The organism is Neobacillus driksii (assembly GCF_013409995.1).
GTDB lineage: Bacteria > Bacillota > Bacilli > Bacillales > Cytobacillaceae > Neobacillus > Neobacillus driksii.
Genome location: NZ_JACCBX010000004.1, coordinates 465801 through 491337, shown reverse-complemented (window position 1 = coordinate 491337; position 25537 = coordinate 465801). Strand labels below are relative to the sequence as shown.

General features: G+C 36.9%; 23 protein-coding genes and 1 pseudogene. 17 read left to right on the top strand and 7 right to left on the bottom strand.

Annotated elements, in window-relative coordinates; genetic code table 11:
• Positions 1–103: 103 nt before the first annotated feature.
• Positions 104–1225 (bottom strand): metallophosphoesterase, encoded by a 1122-nt coding sequence (locus F4694_RS11765; protein ID WP_179598043.1) that lies wholly within the window; start codon positions 1223–1225, stop codon positions 104–106.
• A 200-nt stretch (positions 1226–1425) separates the two neighbouring features.
• Here F4694_RS11765 and F4694_RS11760 point away from each other — a divergent pair, with 200 nt between their 5' ends.
• Both F4694_RS11760 and F4694_RS11755 read left to right on the top strand, forming a co-directional pair.
• The gene (locus F4694_RS11760; protein WP_179598041.1) at positions 1426–1746 is read left to right on the top strand and encodes a hypothetical protein; all 321 of its coding nucleotides are present in this window, start codon (positions 1426–1428) and stop codon (positions 1744–1746) included.
• A 513-nt stretch (positions 1747–2259) separates the two neighbouring features.
• Positions 2260–2601, top strand: a complete 342-nt coding sequence (locus F4694_RS11755) for a cupin domain-containing protein (RefSeq protein WP_179598039.1) — start codon at positions 2260–2262, stop codon at positions 2599–2601.
• A gap of 25 nt (positions 2602–2626) precedes the next feature.
• Here the strand turns inward: F4694_RS11755 and F4694_RS11750 are convergent, their stop codons facing one another.
• Positions 2627–4801, bottom strand: a complete 2175-nt coding sequence (locus F4694_RS11750) for an MMPL family transporter (protein ID WP_179598037.1) — start codon at positions 4799–4801, stop codon at positions 2627–2629.
• 268 nt (positions 4802–5069) lie between these two features.
• On the opposite strand from F4694_RS11750, the gene F4694_RS11745 reads away from it, so the two are divergent.
• From F4694_RS11745 to proC, 8 genes are all read left to right on the top strand, one after another.
• The gene (locus F4694_RS11745) at positions 5070–6014 is read left to right on the top strand and encodes a sugar-binding transcriptional regulator (protein WP_179598035.1); all 945 of its coding nucleotides are present in this window, start codon (positions 5070–5072) and stop codon (positions 6012–6014) included.
• Positions 6015–6138: 124 nt separating this feature from the next.
• On the top strand, positions 6139–6813 hold the full coding sequence (deoC, locus tag F4694_RS11740) for a deoxyribose-phosphate aldolase (protein WP_179598033.1): 675 nt from the start codon (positions 6139–6141) through the stop codon (positions 6811–6813).
• A 22-nt stretch (positions 6814–6835) separates the two neighbouring features.
• Positions 6836–7003, top strand: a complete 168-nt coding sequence (locus tag F4694_RS11735; protein ID WP_179598031.1) for a XapX domain-containing protein — start codon at positions 6836–6838, stop codon at positions 7001–7003.
• A gap of 263 nt (positions 7004–7266) precedes the next feature.
• Positions 7267–7689: a response regulator transcription factor gene (locus tag F4694_RS11730; protein ID WP_179598029.1), complete on the top strand. Its 423-nt coding sequence runs from the start codon at positions 7267–7269 to the stop codon at positions 7687–7689.
• Positions 7686–8717, top strand: a complete 1032-nt coding sequence (locus F4694_RS11725) for a HEAT repeat domain-containing protein (RefSeq protein ID WP_179598027.1) — start codon at positions 7686–7688, stop codon at positions 8715–8717. The genes F4694_RS11730 and F4694_RS11725 overlap by 4 nt, the downstream gene beginning before the upstream one ends.
• A gap of 3 nt (positions 8718–8720) precedes the next feature.
• Positions 8721–10133, top strand: a complete 1413-nt coding sequence (locus F4694_RS11720) for a glycosyltransferase family 2 protein (protein ID WP_179598025.1) — start codon at positions 8721–8723, stop codon at positions 10131–10133.
• Positions 10130–13372 carry a hypothetical protein gene (locus F4694_RS11715; protein WP_179598023.1) on the top strand — a complete coding sequence of 1081 codons (3243 nt, stop codon included), beginning with the start codon at positions 10130–10132 and terminating at the stop codon, positions 13370–13372. The genes F4694_RS11720 and F4694_RS11715 overlap by 4 nt, the downstream gene beginning before the upstream one ends.
• Positions 13373–13389: 17 nt before the next feature.
• Positions 13390–14193, top strand: coding sequence for a pyrroline-5-carboxylate reductase (gene proC / locus F4694_RS11710; RefSeq protein WP_179598021.1), 804 nt, complete (start codon positions 13390–13392; stop codon positions 14191–14193).
• Between the two features lie 685 nt (positions 14194–14878).
• On the opposite strand, the gene F4694_RS11705 is transcribed toward proC, so the two are convergent.
• A complete protein-coding gene (locus F4694_RS11705; RefSeq protein ID WP_179598148.1) occupies positions 14879–15433 on the bottom strand; it encodes a YitT family protein in 555 nt (184 codons plus the stop codon).
• A 223-nt stretch (positions 15434–15656) separates the two neighbouring features.
• Here F4694_RS11705 and F4694_RS11700 point away from each other — a divergent pair, with 223 nt between their 5' ends.
• Positions 15657–15956 (top strand): hypothetical protein, encoded by a 300-nt coding sequence (locus tag F4694_RS11700; protein ID WP_179598019.1) that lies wholly within the window; start codon positions 15657–15659, stop codon positions 15954–15956.
• 51 nt (positions 15957–16007) lie between these two features.
• Here the strand turns inward: F4694_RS11700 and F4694_RS11695 are convergent, their stop codons facing one another.
• Complete coding sequence (locus F4694_RS11695; RefSeq protein ID WP_179598017.1) at positions 16008–17000, bottom strand: inorganic phosphate transporter; 993 nt, start codon at positions 16998–17000, stop codon at positions 16008–16010.
• Positions 17001–17011: 11 nt separating this feature from the next.
• Positions 17012–17626 (bottom strand): DUF47 domain-containing protein, encoded by a 615-nt coding sequence (locus tag F4694_RS11690; RefSeq protein ID WP_179598015.1) that lies wholly within the window; start codon positions 17624–17626, stop codon positions 17012–17014.
• 319 nt (positions 17627–17945) lie between these two features.
• Between F4694_RS11690 and F4694_RS11685 the strand changes: the two genes are divergently transcribed.
• Complete coding sequence (locus tag F4694_RS11685; protein WP_179598013.1) at positions 17946–18200, top strand: GlsB/YeaQ/YmgE family stress response membrane protein; 255 nt, start codon at positions 17946–17948, stop codon at positions 18198–18200.
• Positions 18201–18246: 46 nt separating this feature from the next.
• On the opposite strand, the gene F4694_RS11680 is transcribed toward F4694_RS11685, so the two are convergent.
• A complete protein-coding gene (locus F4694_RS11680; protein ID WP_179598011.1) occupies positions 18247–19164 on the bottom strand; it encodes an RluA family pseudouridine synthase in 918 nt (305 codons plus the stop codon).
• Positions 19165–19297: 133 nt separating this feature from the next.
• Between F4694_RS11680 and F4694_RS11675 the strand changes: the two genes are divergently transcribed.
• Positions 19298–19684 carry a YhcU family protein gene (locus F4694_RS11675; protein WP_034675142.1) on the top strand — a complete coding sequence of 129 codons (387 nt, stop codon included), beginning with the start codon at positions 19298–19300 and terminating at the stop codon, positions 19682–19684.
• Between the two features lie 157 nt (positions 19685–19841).
• Positions 19842–21584: a phospho-sugar mutase gene (locus tag F4694_RS11670; RefSeq protein WP_179598009.1), complete on the top strand. Its 1743-nt coding sequence runs from the start codon at positions 19842–19844 to the stop codon at positions 21582–21584.
• A 143-nt stretch (positions 21585–21727) separates the two neighbouring features.
• Here F4694_RS11670 and F4694_RS11665 read toward each other — a convergent pair whose 3' ends face one another.
• Positions 21728–21979: a YhdB family protein gene (locus tag F4694_RS11665; protein WP_179598007.1), complete on the bottom strand. Its 252-nt coding sequence runs from the start codon at positions 21977–21979 to the stop codon at positions 21728–21730.
• A gap of 156 nt (positions 21980–22135) precedes the next feature.
• Here F4694_RS11665 and F4694_RS11660 point away from each other — a divergent pair, with 156 nt between their 5' ends.
• From F4694_RS11660 to F4694_RS11650, 3 genes and pseudogenes are all read left to right on the top strand, one after another.
• On the top strand, positions 22136–23131 hold the full coding sequence (locus F4694_RS11660; RefSeq protein ID WP_179598005.1) for a M14 family zinc carboxypeptidase: 996 nt from the start codon (positions 22136–22138) through the stop codon (positions 23129–23131).
• Between the two features lie 80 nt (positions 23132–23211).
• Entirely contained in the window at positions 23212–24621 is a 1410-nt protein-coding gene (locus F4694_RS11655) for a SpoVR family protein (RefSeq protein ID WP_179598004.1), read from the top strand.
• A 192-nt stretch (positions 24622–24813) separates the two neighbouring features.
• Positions 24814–25392, top strand: a pseudogene (locus F4694_RS11650) (transposase); the annotation flags it as partial.
• Between the last annotated feature and the right edge of the window lie 145 nt (positions 25393–25537).

Below are 25537 nucleotides of genomic sequence, written 5' to 3'. Positions count from 1 at the left end.
GAGTTTTGGTCACTATAAGGGCTCTATAGTGACCGAAACCTAAAAAAGCTAAGAGTTTAAGTCACTATAAGGATCCAGCTTATTTTTCATCGATTAATATATGCTATAAACCAAGCTTTTTTAAGAAATCGACTGTTTCCTGATGTGCCGGTTTAATCAGTTTAAATAATTTTTTATCAGTCTTCACAAGAGGATTTCCGGTTTCATCTGCAATTGATCTTGTAAAAGATGTACTGTTTACCACTTTCCAATTCCCATCTTTAACCTCAAGCTTGAGGTCAATAATCCCAAGACGGCTGCCAAAGGCACCTGCCATTACTACAGGTTTTCCTTTGATTTTTCCTTCGTTGATGTTAGCCATAGGTAATTCTTTAAAGGTAGGTCCTGGAAATACGCTATGAGAATGTCCAGCTAAAATGACATCAATTTCTGGAATCTCACTAAGGTAATAAACTGCGTTTTCCGTTTCTGGGTGATAGGGTTCACTATCTATTCCAGTATGGGCAAGTGCGATAATAATATCAGCACCTTCTGTCTTTAGGATAGGTACAAATTCCTTTGCACTTTCAACCATAGGTCTAGCCGTTACTTTTCCCTCTAAATTTGCCTTGTCCCATCTCATTATTTGCGGAGGCATAAATCCAATTACCCCAATATTCAATTCATGTTCCATACCTTGCTTATCAACAACACTTCTTTTTAAAATTACATAAGGTTTAAAATAGGGTTTATTCTCCTTAACGGAATAAACATTTGCATTTACAACCGGCATTTTCACTCCCTTAAGAACACTGTTTAGAAACTTTAGACCATAATTAAATTCATGATTTCCAATTGTTATCGCATCATATTCTAAATAATTAAAAGCACGGTATACAGGATGCACATTACCTTTTTGAATTCCTCGTATTCGTACTAAGTATTCACCGAGCGGATTCCCTTTTAAATGATCACCGTCATCAAACAATAAGGAATTGACTACTTCACCTCTTGCTTGATGAATAAGACTAGCTGTTTTTACAAGCCCAATAGTATTGTCAGTTTTAGTCTGATAATAATCATAATTCACTAGAGCCGCATGGAGGTCAGTCGTCTCAAGTATTCGCAAATCAATTATTCCATGGTTGTTCGCTGCCCTGCTTTCTTCAGCAAACATACTAGATGGGACTTGAGACCAGATGATTGTGCTAATAAAGAGTAGTAGGAATAACCTTTTATAGTTCATAAATACAAGCCTCCTCTGAACTTCTACTTTACGTGTTATTATTTAACAATTTGAAGCCGTTGATACATTGGTGGAAAATTCTCAAAAGTGACAGAAAATTGTCAAAAACATATGAATAAAAAGTGAATTAAAGGGGTTTCAAAAAATTTATTAAGGGAGATTACTTATAATAAAAGAGACAAAAGGTGGAGGTATTAGAGATGAATATTACAACAATCATTGAACTGGAAAATATGGAAGTAGAGAAGATAGCCGGAGCAAAATTAGTGTTTGCAGAGGAACAGATTTCTGAAAATATTATTGAAACCTGTGTGGAGTGTTTTCAATTAGAAGGGTCGAATAAAACCCTTTCGACAGAAGATGCAATGCAGCTAGTTTTCTCGCAATTAAAGCAAGAGGGTATTATTCCTTCAAAGGTGGAGGACTTCTCATTTGAAATGCCTTCATGCGGCCGACTGAAAACAAAAAATGAAGATGAGATAGAAGTTCCGCAAAAAGTTATCATTTCCTATATGTCATAAAGAAGTTCATTGAACTTCTTTTTTCTTCTTTTAAGTGATATTGGTCAATATAGGTAAGTGGCAGGACTTAATAAATGGGCATCCTTGGATTATGTAAGAGGAATAAGACAATCTTAACCAATCATATCTTTAGGAAAAATAATTTGGGTGTGATAAGGGAATATGAAGAAACAAAATCAGGTTGTTTTCTACACTATTAAAGGCTCAACAATTAAAAAATTTTTAATACTAGATTGTCTTACTAGTACAGGTATTTTTTATGCATTAAAAATTATTTCATCTAGTATCTTAATTGGATTTTTTGGAAGCCTGGTTTGTACCGAGGGCATAAAAAGATTACATAGAAAACAGACTCGTTAATCCTAAAGGGTTAACGTCTTTTTTTGTTTTAACATAAATAACTTCACGTTTTTTCCTAGAATGATTTGAAATAATAAACAGTGATACGCTTCACTTAATTGAAAATGATTTTCAGTTACAATATAGGTAAGACATCACTAGGAGGGAAATCGGATGGAAATAAATTCAGTTAAAGCCTACCAAGAATACAGCGAAGAGAGATTCACAAAAAGAATCATTTACAAAAAAGGTGAGACGACAGCTTTCGTTTTGAATTTCTTACCTGGACAGCAGCTTCCCCTTCATAAGCACCCCGGAACAGAGGTATATCTTTATGTAGTAACGGGAAGTGGTACGTTCATTATTGATGGTCAAGAAACTGTCGTATCTGAAGCGGATTTAGTACATGTAGGCGGTGAAGAGGAGCTTGCTTTTAATAACACAGGAAATCAACCTGTAAGCTTATATGTTACATTAAGTAAAGTACCAAATGAACAATACGCTAAAAATATCTAAGATTGAATAAAGCCGGCCTGTAAAATTAGGCCGGCTTCTTTTTGTGTTTTGTTAATCCATTATTTTTAAATCCAAAGAACCACCAGTTCCAATCACCGAACAACTTCATCAATGCCGGAACTAGGACCATCCTGACAATAGTGGCATCAATAAAAATCGCGATGGCAATTCCGACACCTAATTGCTTAATCGGCATGACGCCTGTAAAGGCAAAAGCTCCTGTGACAACGATCATAATTGCTGCCGCGGATGTAATAATTTTACTAGTATACGTTAAGCCAAATATGGTCGCTTCCGTATTATCACCTGTTCTCAAATAAAACTCCTGAATTCTTGAAATCAAAAACACTTCGTAATCCATTGAAAGTCCAAATACAAGGGTGAAAACGAATACTGGTAATATCAGGGCAATATCTGCAGGCTCTACACCTAAATGCCCCTGTTGAAAAATCCAGACAACAATTCCGAACGTACAGCTAAGGCTTAATATATTCATTAAAATTGCCTTTAGTGGGATAAGAATCGAGCGAAAAGCGGCCATAAGTATGAAGAAAGTTGAGACAACAATTAATAACAATCCATAAGGCGCCTTCTCAAAAATCTCATCAAAAATCTCTTGCTCAAACTTTATTGCTCCTCCGAAATGTGCCGTTAGTTCGAAGTCCCTGTTGGACCATTCACGAATCCATTCTCTAGCTTCCGCAGAATGATCATTTGTATTTAAATAAACTTCAACGAGCATTTTATTATCTCGAACAAAATAATCAAGGATGGGCGCAGTCTGTTCTTTTGGTCCAAACTGAAGCAGTTGAGATAACATTTCTTCCTCTTCAATGCCCGTCGCAGAAAAAGGTGAATTCACCGTTTCCACCAAATTATCCTTCGAAAGTTGTTCGAGAAAGCTGGTTACCTTCTCAAGATTATTTGTTTCTAAAACATTACCTTTTGTTTCTAGCACGATGGATACCTTCTTTTCATTCCGTTTATCTTTAGGAATAAAATGCTCTTCAAAGGCTTCAAAGGCTACCCTTGATGGATACTTTTCCGGAAGGGATTCTGTCCCCGGGATTGACAGCGTCATCTGTGCGACTGGTATTAGACCAGCAAGGAGTATTGCTAGTGCAGCCACAGCCATGACCAATGGGCGCTTCATTACAAACTTTGCAAATCTATGCCAAATGCTCGTTTTATTATCGGCTACCCGAAGGATGCTGAATTTGTTAATTTTAACTCCAAGAACAGCCAATAATGCCGGGAGAAAGGTTAAGGCACAGAAGGCAGAGATAAACACTACAGCCATACCGCCAAGAGCAACGTTTTGAAAAATATCAATTTGAATAAACCATAATGCCGATAAGCCAATAAAAACACAAAGACCAGAGAAAATAATAGATCTTCCAGCGGTAGCTACGCTAATCGTAATGGCTTCTTTAATGGAATTAGTATGTAATTCCTCTTTGTAACGATTAATTAATAATAGGGCAAAGTCAATACTTAATGCGAGCCCGATCATCGGAACAATATTTAAAATAAAGATTGTCAAATCAGTACCGTAACTAAAAAAGAAAACAGCACCCATTGTTGTTAATATTGATATAACCCCGATGACAATCGGAATCGAGGCGGCGATTAACCCTCCAAAGGCAAGGACCAAAACAATCAGAGCAATCGGCAATCCAATCATTTCAGCTTTGGCTAAATCCTCTTGACTTGCGATATTAAGGTCTTGAACAATGATAGGTTCACCTGTCATCGTAACCTTTAATCCCTTTTTATTTTTTAGAATCTTACTCAATTGTTGTATTTCATCACTTAAGTCTTCTGCACTTTTATTAAAGGATAAAAGCCCATAAGCATAATCCTCTTTTACCATTCCCTCTCGATTATAAGGGGTGGTGATACTTTTTGTACCATCGAATTTTTTCAGATCCTTAAAGGTGGTTTGGATGAATTGTTTCCAATCATCGTCACTCACACTGCTATCTCTTTGAAAGACAAGAATTATCGAAGATTTTGCCTGCCCAAAATCTCTCTCAAGCAGTTTTCTTGTTTCATTGTACTCGCCTTTATATTCAAAGCCATTTCCGCTTAATACGGAGGGTAGTTTTAAGGCGAAAACCCCTGATATTCCGATTAGCAGTAGCCAAAGGGCAATTACCCATTTGCGATAACGGTATATGAAGCCTCCTAGTTTCTCCATTTTAAGACCTCCATTTAGGAAATAATTCCCTTACCTAGTATAGCAGAACCCATCAAGAGTGTTGGATGACTATTTCGTGGCAAATGAAATGGATAGATTAAATATGATAAGAATCATTCCCTCAATTCATAACGAAAATACAAAGATAAAGGAAGAGATTAAATGTAAAATAATGTTCATCGTATATTTTACAAATGTAAAAAAATTATGGATTTAATAGTAAGTCTTGCTATAATTATAAAAAAGTCAGGATAGAAGGTGATGAACAGTGGACCAAGAGAAACTAAGTAAAGTCATCGAAGCAGCAAAATTATATTATTTGTTGGATCATAATCAAAGCGATATTGCTAAGAAATTGGGTGTTTCACGCCCCACAGTGTCCCGTTTATTACAGCAGGCAAAAGAAAAGGGAATCGTTCAGATAAATATCATGGACCCAACTGAAAATGTTGAAAATTTAGCTGAACAGCTGGAAACAAAGTTCAATTTAAAGAAAGCCATCGTTACGCCTATTCCACAATTCGAAAATCATATTATCAAAAATTATTTGGGAGAAAAAGCGGCATTATATCTTGATGAAATTGTTAAGGACCAGGACATTATTGGCGTTACCTGGGGAACAACGCTATATCACATTGCTGTGGAGCTAAAACAGAAATTCGTCAAAGATGTCAAGGTGGTCCAATTAAAAGGAGGTGTCAGTCACGCAGAAACCAATAATTACGCTTCAGAAATCTTGTATCTTTTTGGCAAAGCGTACAACACGACACCTTTCAATCTTCCGTTGCCTGCCATTGTGGATCATGTTGTTGTAAAACAGGCAATGGAGGCAGACCGCCATATTAAAAAAATTCTTGAATTAGGTAAAAAGGCAAATATCGCACTATTTACCATTGGTTCTATCAAGATGGACTCGTTATTATTCCAAATGGGCTATTTTACCGAGAGTGACCAAAAAGCTTTAAATGAAAAAGCAGTCGGGGATATTTGTTCACGTTTCTTTGATAACAATGGTGAATTATGTGATGAAAGTCTTAATGAAAGAACATTAGGGGTAAAACTGGAGGACTTACGAAAAAAAGAATATTCCATTCTCGTTGCGGGCGGTCCAAATAAAATTGAAGGGATATATGGGGCTTTAAAAGGAAAATATGCCAATGTATTAATAACGGATCAATTCACAGCGAAATTTTTACTGGATAAAAACACGTAGGTTTCTATTTATTTTTACATTTGTTCACTTATGTGTTTACAAATGTTCAATTTGTTTGATATAGTTTCATTGTAAATAAAAACAAAGAATATCTAGTTTGAATAAAAGAGGGAGGATGTACAACATGACTCAAAATGTTACTCGAATGATTGATCATACATTACTAAAAGCAAATGCGACCCAGGATGAAATCCTTAAATTAGTCGGAGAAGCAAAGAAATATTCTTTCGCTTCCGTATGTGTTAATCCAACTTGGGTAAAAATATCAGCAGATATGCTTAAAGATACGCCAGAAGTAAAAGTATGTACCGTAATTGGTTTTCCTTTAGGAGCATCGACACCTGAAACGAAAGCATTTGAAACAAGAAATGCGATTGAAAATGGTGCACATGAAATCGATATGGTGATCAACATCGGCGCACTTAAGGATAAACAAGATGATTTAGTCGAAAGAGACATCAAAGCGGTTGTTGAGGCTGCGAAGGGTAGAGCACTTACAAAGGTTATTATTGAGACATGTCTTTTAACGAATGAAGAAAAAGTAAGAGCATGTCAACTTTCCGTTAAGGCCGGAGCAGATTTTGTAAAAACCTCAACTGGGTTCTCTACAGGCGGTGCTACAGTTGAAGATATCCGTTTAATGCGAGAAACAGTTGGACCTGAAATTGGTGTAAAAGCTTCTGGAGGCGTTCGCAGCCGTGAGGATGCATTAGCCATGATCGAAGCTGGAGCTACTCGTATCGGTGCAAGTTCCGGAGTGTCTATTAGTAAAGGTGAAATTTCTCAAAGCAATTATTAACCAACGATTTGAGGGATAGAAAATGAAAGAAGTAGTATTAGCTTTAATTGCCGGGCTAATTGTTGGAATGATATTTAAATTTATGAAGCTGCCATTACCTGCTCCCCCCGTATTTTCCGCAGTCGTTGGCGTCTTTGGTGTATATTTTGGGGGCGTCCTTGCAAGTTGGATGGTTAAACTTTTCCAATAAAATATAAATGACTCCAAAAGATTTTAAAAAATAATTTTGAGGCAGGATGTGAATCCTGCTTCTTTTTTTATATATTAAGGACATTGTAATCGACAAAATTCTTCAATCTTCGTCATTTTCTGATTTAATTTTATTGTAGCCACGGTAAATTAAGATTAGAATCTATATATATCTTTTCATGCTTTTTATGGAAAAGGGCATAATTAAAAGAATAAAAAGCAGAAATTTATAATTTTGGATAAAGAAGAAAGAGGAAGAAGAGAGTGGAAACTAGCAGGCACCAAAACAAAAGGAAACTTTTTATTTCGATTATCGATAATGATGTGATGATTCAAACGATGCTTGTGAGAATTCTCAAGATGATGAATATTGATCGGTTTGAAATAGATATAAAAGCATATGAAGATGGTATGCAGTTTTTTGAATCTAAACGCTTGGATGATCGAGGAGAACATTTTTTGATTGTTGATGGTATTATGCCAGTTATGGATGGTATCGAGATTTTGCAAAAAGTGAAAAGTGACTTGAGTAAACAGGTTTATGTCTTGATGCTTTCAGGCAGAAAAAGTCCAAATGAAATTAACAAGGCACTAAAATTAGGTGCTGATGATTATGTGACGAAGCCATTTAGTATTAAGGAGCTCCAGACAAGAGTACAACAAATCATTCAAAGGATGAAGCAATGATCAATCAGGATATTTTGTTTCTTGCTATTATTACTTTATCACTTATGTGTTTATTATTTTTACTATTGCTTTATTTAACAATTCGGAAGGCAAAAGAAATAAAAAAAAGAAGAGAAATCGAAGACTATAAAAATAAAATAAACACACAAATTTTTTCAATAATAGCTGAAGGGAAACGTTACAGGGGAATAGGCTGCGAAACATCCATAAAACAAAAGGCAATGGAAGAGCTGCTGAGCAGGTATGTGAAAATTCTAGAAGGTGAGGATGAGAAAAAAAGATTATCGGATTTGGCTTCTCATTGTTTACAAGGATACTATCGGAAACGTCTCAAAAGTAAGAAATGGAGCCATCGTATGAATGCACTTTATCATATCGAGGACTTTTATATGATAAAGCTATTAGACGAAGTAGTTATCTTGAGTAAGAAAAAAAACATCACACATCAAGAAATGATCCATGTTCTGAGAATCCTAGCAACATTTCAATATAATGGTTTCCAGGAAGTACTTTACTATCATGATTTATCTGAGTATGAGTATCGCAGTATTTTAATGAGATTGAATCATGACCTATTTGATCAGTTCGTTTTAAGCTTTCACAAAAGCACTCCCCCGCTGCAATATGCCATTCTGGATGTTATCTCATTGAAAAAAGCAATAGAATACCGGTTTTTTACCGAGAATATTTTTATGTCCTATAAAGGCGAAGTAAAATTAAGGGCTTTGAAGGCTCTAGCAGAAATAGGCTATGTAAGTAATATAGAGCCGTACTTGCAATTGCTGTACTCTTCTAGCTGGCAGGAAAGGATGGTAGCGGCAAAACTGATAGGTTCCATTCAAGAAGAAAAAGGAATTCCGAGATTAATTGAGCTGCTGCATGATCAGATTTGGTGGGTGCGTTCGCAGGCTGGCCAATCAATTAGTCAGTTCCCAAATGGGAAGGCAATTTTGCAATCCGTTTTAGAAACATCCAAGGATACTTTTGCTAGAGATATGGCTTGGGATTGGCTGCATAAAGGAGTATAGAACATGCTAAATGTGCAATGGCTGGATATTGTATCTGTTTTCGCTTGGTTTATTGCTGTATACATGGTGATTGTTATTGTTTTCTATTCTGTTATTTTAATGATCTCCATGTTACAGCTCCGAAAAGAATATCAATTAGACCGAATACAGGCTTATGAAGATTATATGGATGAATTTTACACAAGACCGGTCTCAATCATTGTTCCTGCCTATAATGAGGAAGCAGGAATTATTCAAAGTGTACGTTCACTTTTGAGTGTGAATTATCCCACCTTTGAGATCATTGTGGTCAATGATGGATCGACGGATGGGACATTAGAAAAAATGATTGACCAATATGAGATGAAAGTAATTAGTAAAGTAGTTCGTAAACAAATTAATACCAAACCGATAAAGACTATCTATCAATCCACTATCCTTTCTAATCTTTTTTTAGTTGATAAGGAGAATGGCGGGAAGGCGGATGCGCTGAATGTTGGCCTTAATTTTTCCCATTATCCCTATTTTTGCTCACTAGATGGTGATTCTGTATTGGAGCCAGATGCCTTTCTTAAGGTAATGAAGCCCATAATAGATTCCAATGAAGAGGTAATTGCCTCTGGTGGCAGTGTGCGAATTGCAAACGGCTGTGAAATAAAGAATGGACATATTTTGAAAATAGGTCTCTCTAATAATCCTTTAGTCATCATGCAAATTATCGAATATCTTCGTGCATTCCTCATGGGAAGGATTGGGTTAAGCAGACATAATCTGCTGTTAATTATTTCTGGTGCTTTTGGTGTTTTTTCTAAGCATTGGTCCATTGAGGCTGGCGGGTATAAAACGGATACCGTAGGCGAGGACATGGAGTTAGTTGTCAGGATACACCGTTTGTTAAAAGAGAAGAAGGTAAACAAGAAGATTGTCTATGTACCCGATCCAGTGTGCTGGACAGAGGTACCTGAGGATATGACCATCTTAAGAAGACAAAGACGGCGCTGGCATCGGGGATTGTTTGAAAGCTTATGGACGCACCGCGGGCTAACTTTTAACCCCAAATATGGATCGATTGGGGTTATTTCCTTCCCCTATTTTTGGGTAGTTGAATTTTTAGGACCGATTATAGAGTTCCTTGGATATATTTTCATGGTTCTATGTCTGTTTTTAGGCGGTGTTTATATTGAATTTGCGATACTATTATTTCTTCTATCTTGCCTGTATGGGTCACTTTTTTCAATGGCAGCAGTGTTATTAGAAGAGTGGAGTTTAACCAAATACCCGAAAGTAACTGATATTATAAAGCTCTTTCTATACTCATTAACAGAAACCATCTGGTATCGTCCTATGACAGTCTTTTGGCGATGTGAAGGGGTCTGGCAAATGCTAATAGGGGATACGAGCTGGGGAGAAATGAAAAGAAAAGGTGTTTCAAAATGACAAGACAAACCTCCTTAATTGTTTATGCAATACTATTCCTCTTAATTCTATTAAGTCCTTTTTGGTCCTGGCTGTTACAGCCTTCTAAAGAATTAAATGTACTTATCTATGATAAAACCGTTCCTGATCAATCATATAGGGAACATAAAGGACTCGTCTGGATATTAAATAATGCTAAATATGTAAAGGAAAATCATAAGACATATGAAATAAATGAGGATTATAAAGGATTTATTCCAAAAGATGGGCAAGAATATTCCATCACTTCTTTACCTAATGATTTAAAAAATTATGATGTTTTTTATTTAACGGATCAATATGGAGTGTACGAAGAAGACTTTATTGGTGAAAACAAGACCGGTGAGAGATCGTCCATCATTTACGGAGGCTTAGAATCATCGGATGTAGATCGAATTGAACAGGCTTTACTTTCCTCTAAAGGGAAAACCTTGATTGCAGAATTTAATACATTTGCCAGTCCGACTCCTGCTGATGTCCGGGATAAAATAGCAAATCTCTTAAATCTAGAGTGGACTGGCTGGATTGGCAGGTATTTTCCTGACCTTAACAATAAAGAAGTACCTGTGTGGGTGAGAAAGCAATATGAAGATAATGGTGCAAAATGGGATTATAACGGGAAAGGTTTTGTTTTTGTTAATAAAAATAATGAAATTGTGGTAGTCGACGAAAAGGATGTAACAAAAAGCGGGGCCATATTTAATTTAACCAAACAGGGAGAAAACTTCTTTAATCGGGAGCTGCAGGGAGAATATCAGTATTGGTTTGATGTCAATATTGCAGGAAGCAAAGAAGAAATACTTGCAGAATATCAGTTGCCAATCTCAGACAAGAAGAAGGAAGAGTTACAGGGATTGGGGATACCCACTAAATTCCCAGCCATTATCCATCATCAAAATGCAAGATATAATTCTTATTATTTTGCAGGGGATTATGCTGATGAAGCAGAGGTTACAGCCATTTATCAAACAAAAGGGCTTGACCTCTGGAAGGAGCGTTTTGGAACACAAGATTCCTTCTACTGGGAAGTATATGTTCCCATGATGAAGCGTTTATTAGACAGCGGTTTGAACAAGACAATCAAACAAGAGCAAGTAGAAGTAGTTGAGGTTAACAAGATTAAGACCAATAGTGCCACAGGAGATTCCTTTATTCAAGTCCAAAAGAATGGTGAATGGAACGATTTCTTGATAAAAGGAGTCAATATGGGGATTGGGAAGCCTGGATATTTTCCAGGAGAAACAGCGATTACGAAGGAAGAATATTCACGTTGGTTTAAAAAAATTGGTGAAATGAACGCGAATGCAATCAGAATTTATACACTGCATCCTCCTCAGTTTTACCAAGCTTTCTATGAATATAATCTGACTGCAAAAAAACCATTGTTTCTATTTCATGGTTCCTGGGTGAATGAAGAAAAGCTGCTTCAAAATCAAGATGCCTTCGCTGCCGAAAATGTCGAGGATGCTCAAACGGAAATCAAACATTTAATTGATATCATTCATGGGCAGGCGGAGCTGCCTGAACGGCCAGGACACGCCTCTGGTGTTTATAAATATGATATTTCAAAATATGTGCTTGGGATTATCGTCGGCACAGAGTGGGACCCATACATGGTTAATAACACCAATCTTAAGCATAAAGATATGGAAGTATTTAACGGTAAATATTTCAAAACAACAGATGCCAGTCCATTTGAAATTTGGTTAGCTCAATTGATGGAGCATGCAGCCGCTTATGAAACAACACAATACAATTGGCAGCATACGATGAGTTTTACTAACTGGGTAACCACTGACCTGTTAGAGCATCCATCAGAGCCACTAGAAAATGAAGATTTAGTTTCAATAAATCCAAACCATATTCTGCGAGCTGATCAATTTTATGCCGGATTATTCGCTTCCTATCATATTTATCCATACTATCCTGATTTTTTAAATTACGAGAAAAAATATCTAGAGTACGTGGATTCATCAGGTAAAAGGAATAATTACGCAGGATATTTAAATGAATTGATCGGTTCACATAATATGCCTGTACTAGTTGCCGAATTTGGGGTTCCATCTTCAAGGGGATTAACACACAAAAATGCCTTTGGAATGGATCAGGGTTTTCATTCAGAAAAAGAACAAGGGGAAATTAATCAAAAATTATTTAAATCTATTGTTTCGGAGGGGTATGCAGGGGGGCTGATTTTCTCCTGGCAGGATGAATGGTTTAAACGTACATGGAATACGATGGATTTTGATAATCCAGACCGGAGACCCTACTGGAATAATCAGCAAACAAACGAACAGCATTTTGGATTGCTTTCTTTTGAACCAGGTGATAAGGATTCAGCCATATTAGTAGACGGTAACCGTATTGACTGGAAGAAAACGAATAGTCAAAAAGTTTTTGAGTCGGAAGAAGAGAAGGAGATAATAAATGAGGTTAGAATTTCTTCTGATAGTGGATATCTTTACTTTCTTTTATCTTTAGCAAAGCCCGTCAACTTTGCAAATCAATCTCTTTATTTACTCCTTGATACCATTGGTGAACAGGGACAGAATGCTATACCCTTATCAAAAGATACTTTGCTTCAAACGGATCTAGGTGTAGACTTTTTAATTAATCTTTCAGGAAAAGAAAATTCTCGAATTATGGTAGACAGTTATTATGATGCCTACTACTATCAATACGCACATATGCTCAATATGGTAAAAAGAGAACCTTATGCAAATCAAAAAAACAATGGAGTGTTTCATCCAATTCGGTTAGCACTTACGAAAGAATTGACAATCCCGACAACAAACACTGTAGTTCCGTTTGAGGGATATGAAACAGGTGTATTGAAGTTTGGCAATGGTAACCCCGAACATGAACAGTTTAACTCGCTGACAGATGTTAGTATGAGCGATAATAAAAAAGTCATCGAAATCAGAATCCCTTGGCAGCTTGTAAACGTTAAGGATCCTAGCTTAAAAGAAGTGATGGGGGACATCTGGAAGGATGGTTTATCAAAAAGTGAAACGATTGAAGGAATTCGGGTTGCAGCAGCAGCAATGAAACAAGGTAAACTCGTCCAAACAATACCAAGACAATCAAATAACGTACTTCAGCAAAAAGATGTATTTCTGTATTCGTGGAATGAGTGGGAACAGCCTTTATTCTATGAAAGGCTAAAAAAATCTTATGATATGATCAAGAAAACATACGGAAAAACAAAGCAAGAAAATTAAAAAGAAGGTGCAGTTGTTTGAATAAAAAAATCGGCTTTATCGGTGCAGGAAAAATGGCTCAAGCAATGCTAGAAGGAATCCTAAAATCCAAGATGATTCCAAAAGAAAATATTATCGCCAGCGCTAAAACAGAAGGAACTCTTGAAAAAATCGAATCTAACTATCAAATACGAACCACCCAAAATAATCAAGACGTAGCGAGGTTTGCAGATATTTTGATTCTAGCTGTAAAACCTGACCAGCATTCGAACGTTATTCAGGAGATAAAGAATGACGTTCACTCTGACTCAATAATTATTACTATAGCAGCTGGAATTACATTGGATGATATTGAAAGAGAGTTTGGTGTTAATGTAAAAGCAGTCAGGACAATGCCAAACACTCCTTCCTTGGTCGGTGAAGGCATGACAGCTATTTGTTCGAATGAGAGGCTCAATGAGGAAGAGGTATTAGAAGTTGAACTTCTCTTTCATACGTTTGGAAAAACAGAGAGGCTGGATGAAAGATTAATGGATGCTGTCCCAGCGATAAGTGGTTCATCCCCAGCCTATGTCTATATGATGATAGAAGCGATGGCGGACGGAGGAGTTAAGCAGGGAATTCCTAGGGATAAAGCATATCGACTTGCCGCACAGGCAGTCCTTGGAGCAGCTAAAATGGTACTCGAAACAGACAGACACCCAGGAGAACTAAAAGATAATGTTTGTACACCAGGAGGTGCGACCATAGAGGCCGTAGCTGAGCTCGAAAAGAGACAATTTCGAGGTTCCGTATTGGCCGCGATGGAAAGCTGTACAAGAAAGGTAAAGTCATTACAGTAACATTCAAAGTAAGAACCTACGACTCCGGCGTAGGTTCATTTATTTTTTAAGGTAACTCTAGTAATTAAAGACAAATCCTTCTATTAGCCTTGTGAGATTTGTCCTCAAGACCGATTATTGAGGACAAAACTTTCAGTAGCCTTGTGAGATTTGTCCTCAAGACCCATTATTGAGGACAAAACTCTCAGTAGCCTTGTGAGATTTGTCCACAAGACCCATTATTAAGGACAAAAACTTTCAGAGCCTTGTGAGATTTGTCCACAAGACCCATTATTGAGGACAAAACTTTCAGTAGCCTTGTGAGATTTGTCCTCAAGACCCATTATTGAGGACAAAACTTTCAGTAGCCTTGTGAGATTTGTCCACAAGACCCATTATTGGGGACAAAACTTTCAGTAGCCTTGTGAGATTTGTCCTCAAGACCCATTATTGAGGACAAAACTTTCAATAGCCTTGTGAGATTTGTTCTCAAGACCCATTATTGAGGACAAAACTTTCAGTAGCCTTGTGAGATTTGTCCACAAGCCCCATTATTGAGGACAAAACTTTCAGTAGCCTTGTGAGATTTGTCCACAAGACCCATTATTGAGGACAAAAACTTTCAGTAGCCTTCTAAGATTTGTCCACAAGCCCCATTATTAAGGACAAATCCTTTAATAGCCTTCTTAGATTTGTTCTTAAGACCCTAATATGGTTCAGGTTTTCTAATCACTGTCAGTGAAGTCATTAAACCTACAAAGATAATGGTTACTAGTGAATAAAAGAATTTTTCTAAACCTACGACTTGAATCCCGCTAGTAATGACAAGTCCGTCAATCAGAAATATAATAATCCCAATATTAACAGAAGTAAATTTAGTAATTATCTGGGCTAGTAAATCAGTTCCACCCGTGCTTGTATCATAACGGAGCATTAAACCAATACCAACTCCTACCAGAATACCTCCAATAATGGTACTAGGAAAAATCCCAATCTGGATTTTTCCATTTATAAATGAAAGTAAATCTATGCAAAAAGAAGAAATTATAAGGCCGTGTAGACTGTAGTAAAAGTACCTTCTTTCAAAAAACCATGCCAAGATATAGAGAGGAAGACTTAGTACAATCATAGTAAGACCTGTAGGCCATCCGTAAAAATAATGAAAGATTAACCCTAAACCAATCACCCCGCCATCGAGCAGATGATAAGGAACCAGAAACCCATTTACTCCGAGACTTAATAGTAAGCTGCCAATCAGCATCGCAATAATTTTTTGTTTCAATGAAAATCACCCCAAACTTGTCCCTACATACAAAGTATGAATTGGATTTTTATTTAGAAGTATAGAAAATAAAAAAGGATTATCGAACAAAACCGTTCTGTTATAGATGTTGTATGGTGACAGAGTATAAGGAGTATACTTAACGTATGGTATAATAGGATGAAGTTATAAGTTTTTTTGGCAAAAATCAGGGAGGTATATGATGCTGCAAGACGATTATGAATTATTGCTGAAACGTACGCTTGAGGTTGCTCCGGATTGGCTCATAAGTGACATACAAGATATTTTGAAAAATGAAGGGAGACATACCGGAGTAAGTTATGTCATTTCCCAGCTACACGATAGATATAGCTTTAGTTTCAGACACATTTTGTCAGCAATTAATTTTTCAGATGAATGGACAATGGTTTCAAGAGAACGGCTAAGTTTTATTGATAATAATATTGAAGTTATCGTAGCTTTGTATAATGACTTAAAACGCAAAATAGCTAAAAATGAATAAAAAAGAGCAATACAATTCGTCTTGAATGAATTGTATTGCTCTTTTTTTATTTTAAAAGAAAAGATTTAAGATAAAATAACAAATTGCGGCTATACCTGCTGAAATCGGAAGCGTAATAACCCAAGTGATTAGCATCCTTTGAGCCGTATCCCATTTAACTCCCTTTAATCGGTGTGAGGCACCTACCCCTAAGATACCGGAAGAAATAACATGGGTTGTACTAACGGGAACATGTAGCCAAGTAGCACCAAATATTACTGCTGCACCGGTTAGATCTGCCGCTACTCCGTTAATTGGACGAATTTTCATGATTTTTCCGCCAACGGTTTTAATGATTTTCCAACCTCCAACGGAGGTACCCAGTCCCATTGCCGTTGCACAAGCAAATTGTACCCAGAATGGAACTTCCGCATTTGCACCAAGATAACCGTTGGAAATAAGAGCCATCGTGATAATCCCCATCGCTTTTTGGGCGTCATTTGTTCCATGTGAATAAGATTGTAATGCTGCAGTGGCTATTTGCATATAACGAAAATTCCGATTGGTCTTCGCTAAATTAGCATTCTTAAACACCACTTTAAAAATACTGTAAACAATATAACCTACAGCAAAGGCTAAGATTGGTGAAAGAATAAGGGCTTGGATAATTTTTAAGAATCCACTGTAGTTAAGTGCACCAAAACCAGCAGATGCAAGTGCAGCACCGGCAATAGACCCAATGATTGCATGTGATGAACTGCTCGGGATGCCGTAATACCAAGTTAACAGGTTCCAAAATATGGCTGATATTAGTGCGGCTAAAATAACCACTGACCCATTTTCAAGCGTAAAAGGGTCAACAATGTCCTTCGAAATGGATTTCGCAACACCGGTAAATGTCATCGCACCTACAAAGTTCATAATCGCTGCTAAGAGTATAGCCTGCCTAGGTCTTAGTGCCTTTGTTGAAACAGAGGTCGCAATTGAATTAGCAGTATCGTGGAACCCATTAATAAAGTCAAATGCAAGAGCAGCAATGACAACTAAAATAATTAAAATTTCCATTTGTTAGCTCCTTATGCATTTTTCATGATGATGGTTTCAAGTGTATTTGCAACGGATTGACAGCTGTCTGCAATGTCCTCAAGATTTTCATAAATTTCCTTGTACTGAATAATTCTGATTGGATCTTTTTCTACTGTAAATAATTGCTTAATCGACTGACGCAGGATATTATCACATTTGGATTCATAATCTTTTATTTTAATTGCATGTTCTCTCATTTGAGGAAGTTTCTTATTCGCTAATAATTCCATCGCCTCATCAATTTCATGGACACTTGATTTTAACGCATCAACAAATTGGAGCATAAAATCATCGGCTTGAGTGATGGAATACATTTCAAACAACGCTGCAGTCGCTTCTAGACCGTCCAGGACATCATCCATGCTGTTTGCTAGGTGAAGAATATCCTCACGTTCTATAGGCGTGATAAATGCATCATTTAATTGTTTGATCACTTCATGGACAAAGGTATCTCCCTTTGTTTCAATTTCTTTCATCTTTTCTGAGAAGATTTTCAAATCACTTATATTTTTTAATTTATAATCAGCAAAGTAATTTGCGCCTTCCTTTAAGTTAGAAGAAATATTACTTAGTAGTGCTGAAAATTTATCAACCTTTTTTGCCATTTTTGAATCCTCCTAAATAGTATGTAAAAAAGTTTTTACACTAACGGACAACATTTTACCGAAAATAGACAAAAAAATCATAAAAAGTTAACCTAATTTACAAAAACTTAACAATAGAATTTTCTGAAAATTGTTGTAAGGAGCCGTATTTATTATTTTTTTAATATCTCCAGAACAAAATAGTAATATGTATCGACATAAACCTAGGGTCTAACTACGAATAAAAATCAAAAAAATGGGTACTTTAATCGTACACGGCAACTAATTTTGTTATAAAACCGTGTTAGAAATTAAATCATCACAAAAAGGAGTGTTCAGAATGAGTTTCATATGGGCATTAATTGTCGGTGGCGTGATTGGCTGGTTAGCTGGTCTTATTGTAGGAAGAAATATTCCAGGCGGCATTATTGGTAATATAATTGCTGGGTTTGTTGGCGCATGGCTCGGTACTTTACTATTAGGAGATTGGGGGCCAAATGTTGCCGATTTTGCAATTATCCCCGCTATCATTGGATCTGTAGCATTGGTATTCCTATTATCATTAGTAATGCGCGCATTTAGAAAAGCAGACTAGTAATAGATATGAAAGACCTCCTAGACAGGAGGTCTTTTAATATGACTTATAAGCTATAAACATCAATATTTTTGAAGATAGGTGGCTGATCGATAAATGGAGCATAACAGCTAATGTTTTCACCAGTAATAGGGTGTGTGAATTCTAATTTTGCTGCATGCAATGCCTGCCTTTTAAATAACGGTTTCCCGCCATATAATGTATCGCCTATTAAAGGATGTCCTATGTGACTTAAATGAACACGTATTTGGTGTGTTCTCCCCGTTTCAAGCCAGCATTTGACATAAGAATGATCATGTTCCTCTTTAATAACTTGATAATGTGTAGTGGCCGCTTGCCCAGAGGTTGAAACGCGTCTTCTGGTTGCATGGTGCCTGTCGCGTCCAATTGGCTCACATATTTTCCCTTTCTTCTTTTTTATACGGCCATCGACGATTGCCAGGTACGTTCTCTTTATTTCATGTTTTTCAAGCATTCTGTCTAAGATGGCACCAGATAATGCGTGTTTTGCAAACAGGATCGCACCTGTCGTATCCTTGTCTAGACGGTGTACTTGACGCACCGACACTTTTTCACCGTATGACTGTACATGAAATTGTGCAGCATGTAACAGTGTATTTTTATCATTTTCATCATTCGGATGTGTACTCATATTAGCTGGTTTATTAAAAACAATCACATGGTCGTCTTCGTATAGGACCTGTATATCATAGAAAAAGTCCAGTAGGATTGGAGGTACCGCTTCCTCAAATAGTTTAATTAGAACCTTATCCCCGTTTTTCAGAGGATTATTCCAATTTGCTTTCATCCCATTTACTAAAACGTTATGTTCCATCCGGAATTGATGGGTTAGCTTCTTAGGCACCTCCCATTCCGTACGAAAGATATCCTCAATGGTTTTTCCTTCCCAAACTCTTGGTGTAATCATTTCCATCCAATTGCCTTTACGCGTTGTTTTTAACATTTTTTCTCCTTTTATCTTGAGATTTCTCCAGTATATACCGTGGTTATAATTACCACCGAACATTCATCCACAAATATGCTATTCTTATGTATATATTACGATAGATTATCGCTATCGCAAAGGTGGGTTACAAGTGAAAATTGTTTTTGCCTCGACGCCGGGTCAGGAAGAAGAAATTTGTGAACTTGTGAGGTATATCTATTCAACTGTTTTTCCACTCTATTTTACGGATAAGGAAATAAGTGAGTTTGAACAATTAAAAGTATTGCATACTCCAGATGACTTTAATACATTAAAGGATGCCTTTCAAGTTATGGCTAGTATGCAAACAGTGATTTCAATACTGGAGTCTCCAACTCTCGATGATCAATATGCAGCATTATTTAATAAAAATGTTACTAACCTACAAGAATTTGGTCTTTTCTTTCCGTTTGAGTTTGAACAATTTGTTGAAGCAAAAAATATGAAAAACAGTGTATTTAGTATTTATACCAAAGCAGCAAATGAACTACTTGTTTAATATGGAAAAAAATGTCTGCGTTTTGCAGGCATTTTTTTTATACAAAATTACTAATTACCCTAGGAAATAACAGAGATACAATATAAAATAAAAAGCAGGTGTAAGTTTATGGGAAATTCAAACAATAGGAATAGGAAACAACAGGGAGGATTTAGTCATGGATTGGAAAGAAAATGCAAACAGATGGATAGAATACGCTAATTTGAATGAAGAGTTGAGGCAGCAGCTTGAGGTAATTAAGAACGATGAAAAACAACTTGAGGAAGTTTTTTATAAAAATCTTGAGTTTGGTACTGGCGGAATGCGTGGAGAGATTGGCGTTGGAACCAATCGGATGAATCTATATACGGTTCGCAAGGCTTCTGCCGGATTAGCAGCATACATAGAAGAACAAGGGCTTGATGCAAAACAAAAAGGTGTAGTAATTGCCTATGATTCACGACATAAGTCTCCTGAATTTTGTATGGAGGCAGCAAGAACACTTGCAACGAAAGGGATTAAAACCTACGTATTTGATGAATTAAGACCAACACCGGAATTATCATTTGCCTTAAGGTATTTGAACGCCTTTTCTGGGATTGTGATTACAGCAAGCCATAACCCACCAGAATACAATGGCTACAAAGTGTATGGTTCAGATGGCGGTCAGCTGCCTCCAGATGCAGCCGACGAAGTAATTGCAAGAGTCAACGAAATTGAAAATGAATTGTTGATAGAAGTAGATACTGAAGAAAACCTCAGATCCCTTGGGTTAATTAATACCATTGGTGCAGAAATTGACCAAGCTTATATTGAAAAATTAAAAACCATTTCTGAAAACCCATCGATTTCAAATGAAACAGATGTAAAAATTGTGTTTACACCTTTACATGGCACAGCCAATAAACCAGTCCGCCAAGCTTTGGCTGCATTGGGCTATACAAACGTAACAGTTGTAAAGGAACAGGAACTGCCAGATCCCGAATTTTCAACTGTAAAAAGTCCAAATCCTGAGGAACATGCAGCATTTGAACTAGCCATCAGAGATGGTAAAAAAGTGGGTGCAGACCTGCTGATTGGAACAGACCCAGATGCGGACCGGTTAGGAATTGCTGTTCTTAACCCTGAAGGTGAATATGTAGTTCTAACTGGGAACCAAACCGGAGCACTACTATTAGATTACATTCTTTCACAAAAGCAAAGTAAAGGTACTCTTCCTTCCAATGGAGTAGTGCTAAAAACGATTGTTACATCAGAAATTGGCAGAAAGATTGCCCAAGACTACAAATTAGAAACAATCGATGTTCTAACTGGATTTAAATTTATTGCTGAAAAGATTAATGAGTATGAGTCAACTGGAGAGCACACTTTCTTATTCGGGTATGAAGAAAGCTATGGCTATTTAATTGGGGATTTTGCCCGTGATAAGGATGCGGTTCAAGCGGCGCTTTTAGCAGTAGAAGTGTGCGCTTATTATAAAAAACAGGGTATGTCACTTTATGATGGTTTAATGCAAGTATTTGAAAAGTACGGCTACTATCAGGAAGGACTACGATCATTAACATTAAAGGGTAAAGAAGGAGCAGAACAAATTCAGCGCATTTTAGCTTCTTTCCGATCTGAACCAATTAAGCAGCTTGGTGACTTAACCCTTTCTATGTCAGAAGATTATCTAACAGGGATTCGTCAAACATCCAACGGTGATGAGAAAATCGACTTGCCTAAATCAAATGTATTAAAATATACTTTTACAGACGGCTCATGGGTATGTTTAAGACCATCAGGTACTGAACCGAAAGTTAAATTTTATTTTGGAGTAAACAGTAATAGTTTAGAGGAAAGCAGAAGTAAGTTATCTCAAATTGAAAAGAATTTTATGGGACTGGTAGACGAAAAAGTCAAAATGGTAACGGAAAACTAAATACCTTCCTAACAACTTAGAGTTTTTGAAAAATTGAAAATTATATTAACGATTAAACGGCTTCCCTAAAGGGAGGCCGTTTTTTTGGTGGAATTCTTTGGTCCGGTTTGGTAAATATTTCTCAACAGTATCCATTTGTTTTTTCAGGAAAGACTATACATCGGTAACTCATTATCAGGTTCAACCGTTTCGTTCGCATGGTCGATGTAACGAAGCAGTGAATATAATTTGTTTTCAATGACTGAATAGTCACGTTCAAAGTGATAGGCATGCAGGAATTGCTCTATCCGCTTTGATAAAAATTGGTCTTTTGTTCGTACCATGAGTATTAGCAAATTATCCCATTCAGATCGATGTGTATAATACAAGGCTCGATCATAATCCATTTTATTCATTTGTTTTGTCTCCTCCTTACTAGGAGTTGAGTTTATTTTATGACATTTAGCAAATAACTTTCACAGAAAATGTTGGACAAGCCTAGATTACGCTGTTTTCAACTTTTACCTGTATAAACAAGTAAGGGTTTGGATTTTTTTTAACAAGGAGGTCATATGAAGAAGTTATTATTAATTTTGATGTATTTATTTTTACAATTTGAACCTGGTTCAAAGGTAAAGGCTGTCGAAACTACACGTCCTTATTCGTACGAAATATTGAAACAGGATATTTCGAAAATCCATCATACCTATGAGGAAGTTGAAGTAAAAGGGATTGGGAAGACCTACTTTGGCAGAACAATCTATGCCATTAAACTGGGGCAAGGAAAGCGGAGTATCGTTCTTATAGGGGCACATCATGGCCGTGAATGGATGACCACCATGCTTTTAATGAAGAAGCTTGAGGGATACGCTATAGCGTTTCAAGATCAGACCAATTTTGGAAGCCGATCAACCGATATTTTAAACGATGTTTCGATTTGGTTTATTCCAATGCTCAATCCAGATGGTGTTACGATTCAACAAAATACTCTGAATAAATTCCCGTATGATCACCAAAAACATCTGTTATCCATGAATGAAGGATTAGACAATTTTGAAAGGTGGAAAGCAAACGGTCTAGGGGTGGATTTGAACAGGCAATATCCTGCTGGATGGGAAGAGTTAAAGCAACAACCTGATTCCCCTTCTTATCAATTTTACAAAGGCAGGAAACCCCTAGAAGCTGAGGAGGTAAGGGTATTAACACAATTCATTCGCGAAATTAATCCAGAGATTGCAGTGGCATACCATTCCTCGGGTGAAGAGGTTTTTTGGAAATATCAGAATGGCAAATATCTTCATCGTGATAAACACATTGCTAAAAAGGTGTCAAAATTGACTGGATATAAGCTTGGTAAGCCGCCTAAACATGCCACAGGAGGAGGATTTACCGATTGGTTTATCACCTACTATCAACGTCCGGCATTAACCATCGAAATTAGTCCGCTTGTTGGAGAAACATCCCCGCCGCTGTCATTCTTTGAGACCGAATGGGAAAGAAATAAATATGTGGGACTCACCCTTGCAGAAGAAGCAAAGAATTTGAAAAAAGCCAAAATAAGCAGATAGACTTGTTGTTTTTAACATCTTGTTTCATCATTCCCAGATTTTCTTCATACATTGTGTTAAGAGGAAAAGGGGGAATGGCGATGAATGGGGACGATCGCAAAGCTCTTGAATATGCAATTAGTGAGATTACCGAAATTGCACGAGGGTTTGGTTTAGATTTTTATCCAATGCGATATGAAATTTGCCCAGCAGAAATCATTTACACATTTGGTGCCTATGGAATGCCTACCAGATTTTCACACTGGAGTTTTGGGAAGCAATTTCATAAGATGAAGCTTCATTATGATTTAGGTCTAAGTAAAATATATGAACTTGTTATTAATTCAAATCCTTGTTATGCCTTCTTATTGGATTCCAATTCGCTCATTCAAAACAAATTAATTGTCGCTCACGTACTTGCTCATTGTGATTTTTTTAAGAATAATGTCCGTTTCCAAAATACGAAGAGGGATATGGTTGAAAGCATGGCAGCTACAGCTGAAAGAATTCGCCGTTATGAAATTCAATTTGGGAAAAAGGAAGTTGAGACATTTCTAGACGCCGTACTTGCAATTGATGAACATATTGACCCTTCACTGATGAGACCTAAACTTTCTTGGTCACTTGAGGATGATGCTGAAGAAGAGGTCCAACAATCAGCCTCTCCATACGATGATCTGTGGAAGTTAGATGATAAGGACAAAAAGCAGCCGTCTCAGCCAAGAAAAAAACAATTTCCTCCGAGACCTGAAAAGGATTTATTATTGTTTATTGAAACATATAGCAGAGAGCTAACCGATTGGCAGCGAGATATTTTAACGATGATGCGTGAAGAAATGCTTTACTTTTGGCCGCAGCTTGAAACGAAAATTATGAATGAGGGTTGGGCTTCTTTTTGGCACCAACGAATTATCAGAGAGATGGACCTAACTAGTGGTGAAGCAATTGAGTTTGCAAAATTAAATGCCGGGGTTGTGCAGCCATCAAAAACAGGAATTAATCCGTATTACCTAGGTATTAAAATCTTTGAGGATATTGAGGAGCGTTATAATAACCCGACAGAGGATATGATCAGAAGAGGGGTTTCGCCTGGTTCTGGGCGGGAGAAGATGTTTGAAGTCCGCGAAGTTGAATCCGATATATCATTTTTGCGGAACTATTTAAACAAAGACCTTGTAATGAGAGAAGATATGTATCTTTTTCAGAAACAAGGAAGGGATTATAAAATTGTTGATAAAACATGGGAACATGTTCGTGATCAGTTGGTTAATATGCGTGTAAATGGAGGTTTCCCATACATTACTGTCAATGATGGGGACTATTTAAAGAATGGTGAACTTTATTTAAAGCATTGGTATGAAGATGTAGAATTAGATGTCAAATATCTTGAAAAAGTATTACCATATATTCAACAATTATGGGGAAGACCGGTTCACATTGAAACGATGATTGAAGATCGCAGAATGTTGTTTTCTTATGACGGAAAAGGTGTTCATCGAAAATATTTGTAAACTTATGGAAACTATTGCTAAATATGGCTCGTATAAAAAAAGACGCTGAAAGCGTCAGGCTGTCGAGAAAATCTCGACAGCTATTATTTTTGTAATTTACTTTAGTAATTCACCGCGTTAATATTTTATGATATAAATATAAATAACAGGACGGTGGATAGAATGTATAAGCCAAAAAGAGAAATTTAAAACGAAGCTGAGGCGCTTGATTCGGGTTACCTGACAAATCCGATTTGTAAGGGACTTAATGACCGCAATATTTTTGGAGTTATCGCTCACAGAAGATATCAATCAACAAAAGGGTTATTTCCTAAATGGAAGTTTACATATGATAAAGAAAGAGATTTGTATGTTTGTCCAAATGGTCAGGAGTTACAATATCGTACAACTACAAGAGAAGGTTATCGGGAATATAAGTCAGATCCTAAAAAGTGTACTAACTGCCCACTCCTCCCGGAGTGTACAAAATCTCAAAATAAAACAAAAGTAGTTACCAGACATGTTTGGGAGGAACATAAGGAAAAGATTCGATTTAACAGACTTTCAAAGTCAGGTAAAATACTATATAAATTTAGAAAAGAAAAAGTAGAGCGAAGCTTCGCAGATTCAAAAGAACTGCAAGGGCTTTGCTATTGCAGGTTACGGGGATTGCACAATGCGAGTGAGCAAGTGTTACTCACCGCAGCATGCCAAAACATGAAAAAGATTGCCACACACTTAGCCAGTTTGGAAAAAGTGTGTGGCAATCTCCTGGTTATTTCTCCCTGTTGATTGGAGCGGAAGGTGCGAAGACTCCTGCTGGAGTACGGGGCTGGGGAGACCCCCCAGGCGCTTACAACCCCTCATTTATTATTTATTTTATATATCTCCAAAGGTATTAAAAAAAGCCGTGGCTTAGAAAATGCTACGGCAAAGG

Excerpts from the sequence above, each read along its gene's own strand:
- F4694_RS11755 (WP_179598039.1), top strand. The coding sequence starts at position 2,260 with ATGGAAATAAATTCAGTTAAAGCCTACCAAGAATACAGCGAAGAGAGA.
- F4694_RS11655 (WP_179598004.1), top strand. The coding sequence starts at position 23,212 with ATGAATGGGGACGATCGCAAAGCTCTTGAATATGCAATTAGTGAGATT.
- F4694_RS11750 (WP_179598037.1), bottom strand. The coding sequence starts at position 4,801 with ATGGAGAAACTAGGAGGCTTCATATACCGTTATCGCAAATGGGTAATT.
- F4694_RS11685 (WP_179598013.1), top strand. The coding sequence starts at position 17,946 with ATGAGTTTCATATGGGCATTAATTGTCGGTGGCGTGATTGGCTGGTTA.
- F4694_RS11700 (WP_179598019.1), top strand. The coding sequence starts at position 15,657 with ATGCTGCAAGACGATTATGAATTATTGCTGAAACGTACGCTTGAGGTT.
- F4694_RS11695 (WP_179598017.1), bottom strand. The coding sequence starts at position 17,000 with ATGGAAATTTTAATTATTTTAGTTGTCATTGCTGCTCTTGCATTTGAC.
- F4694_RS11720 (WP_179598025.1), top strand. The coding sequence starts at position 8,721 with ATGCTAAATGTGCAATGGCTGGATATTGTATCTGTTTTCGCTTGGTTT.
- F4694_RS11690 (WP_179598015.1), bottom strand. The coding sequence starts at position 17,626 with ATGGCAAAAAAGGTTGATAAATTTTCAGCACTACTAAGTAATATTTCT.
- F4694_RS11680 (WP_179598011.1), bottom strand. The coding sequence starts at position 19,164 with ATGTTAAAAACAACGCGTAAAGGCAATTGGATGGAAATGATTACACCA.
- F4694_RS11760 (WP_179598041.1), top strand. The coding sequence starts at position 1,426 with ATGAATATTACAACAATCATTGAACTGGAAAATATGGAAGTAGAGAAG.
- F4694_RS11660 (WP_179598005.1), top strand. The coding sequence starts at position 22,136 with ATGAAGAAGTTATTATTAATTTTGATGTATTTATTTTTACAATTTGAA.
- F4694_RS11715 (WP_179598023.1), top strand. The coding sequence starts at position 10,130 with ATGACAAGACAAACCTCCTTAATTGTTTATGCAATACTATTCCTCTTA.
- F4694_RS11705 (WP_179598148.1), bottom strand. The coding sequence starts at position 15,433 with ATGCTGATTGGCAGCTTACTATTAAGTCTCGGAGTAAATGGGTTTCTG.
- F4694_RS11670 (WP_179598009.1), top strand. The coding sequence starts at position 19,842 with ATGGATTGGAAAGAAAATGCAAACAGATGGATAGAATACGCTAATTTG.
- F4694_RS11765 (WP_179598043.1), bottom strand. The coding sequence starts at position 1,225 with ATGAACTATAAAAGGTTATTCCTACTACTCTTTATTAGCACAATCATC.
- deoC (WP_179598033.1), top strand. The coding sequence starts at position 6,139 with ATGACTCAAAATGTTACTCGAATGATTGATCATACATTACTAAAAGCA.
- F4694_RS11665 (WP_179598007.1), bottom strand. The coding sequence starts at position 21,979 with ATGAATAAAATGGATTATGATCGAGCCTTGTATTATACACATCGATCT.
- F4694_RS11725 (WP_179598027.1), top strand. The coding sequence starts at position 7,686 with ATGATCAATCAGGATATTTTGTTTCTTGCTATTATTACTTTATCACTT.
- F4694_RS11735 (WP_179598031.1), top strand. The coding sequence starts at position 6,836 with ATGAAAGAAGTAGTATTAGCTTTAATTGCCGGGCTAATTGTTGGAATG.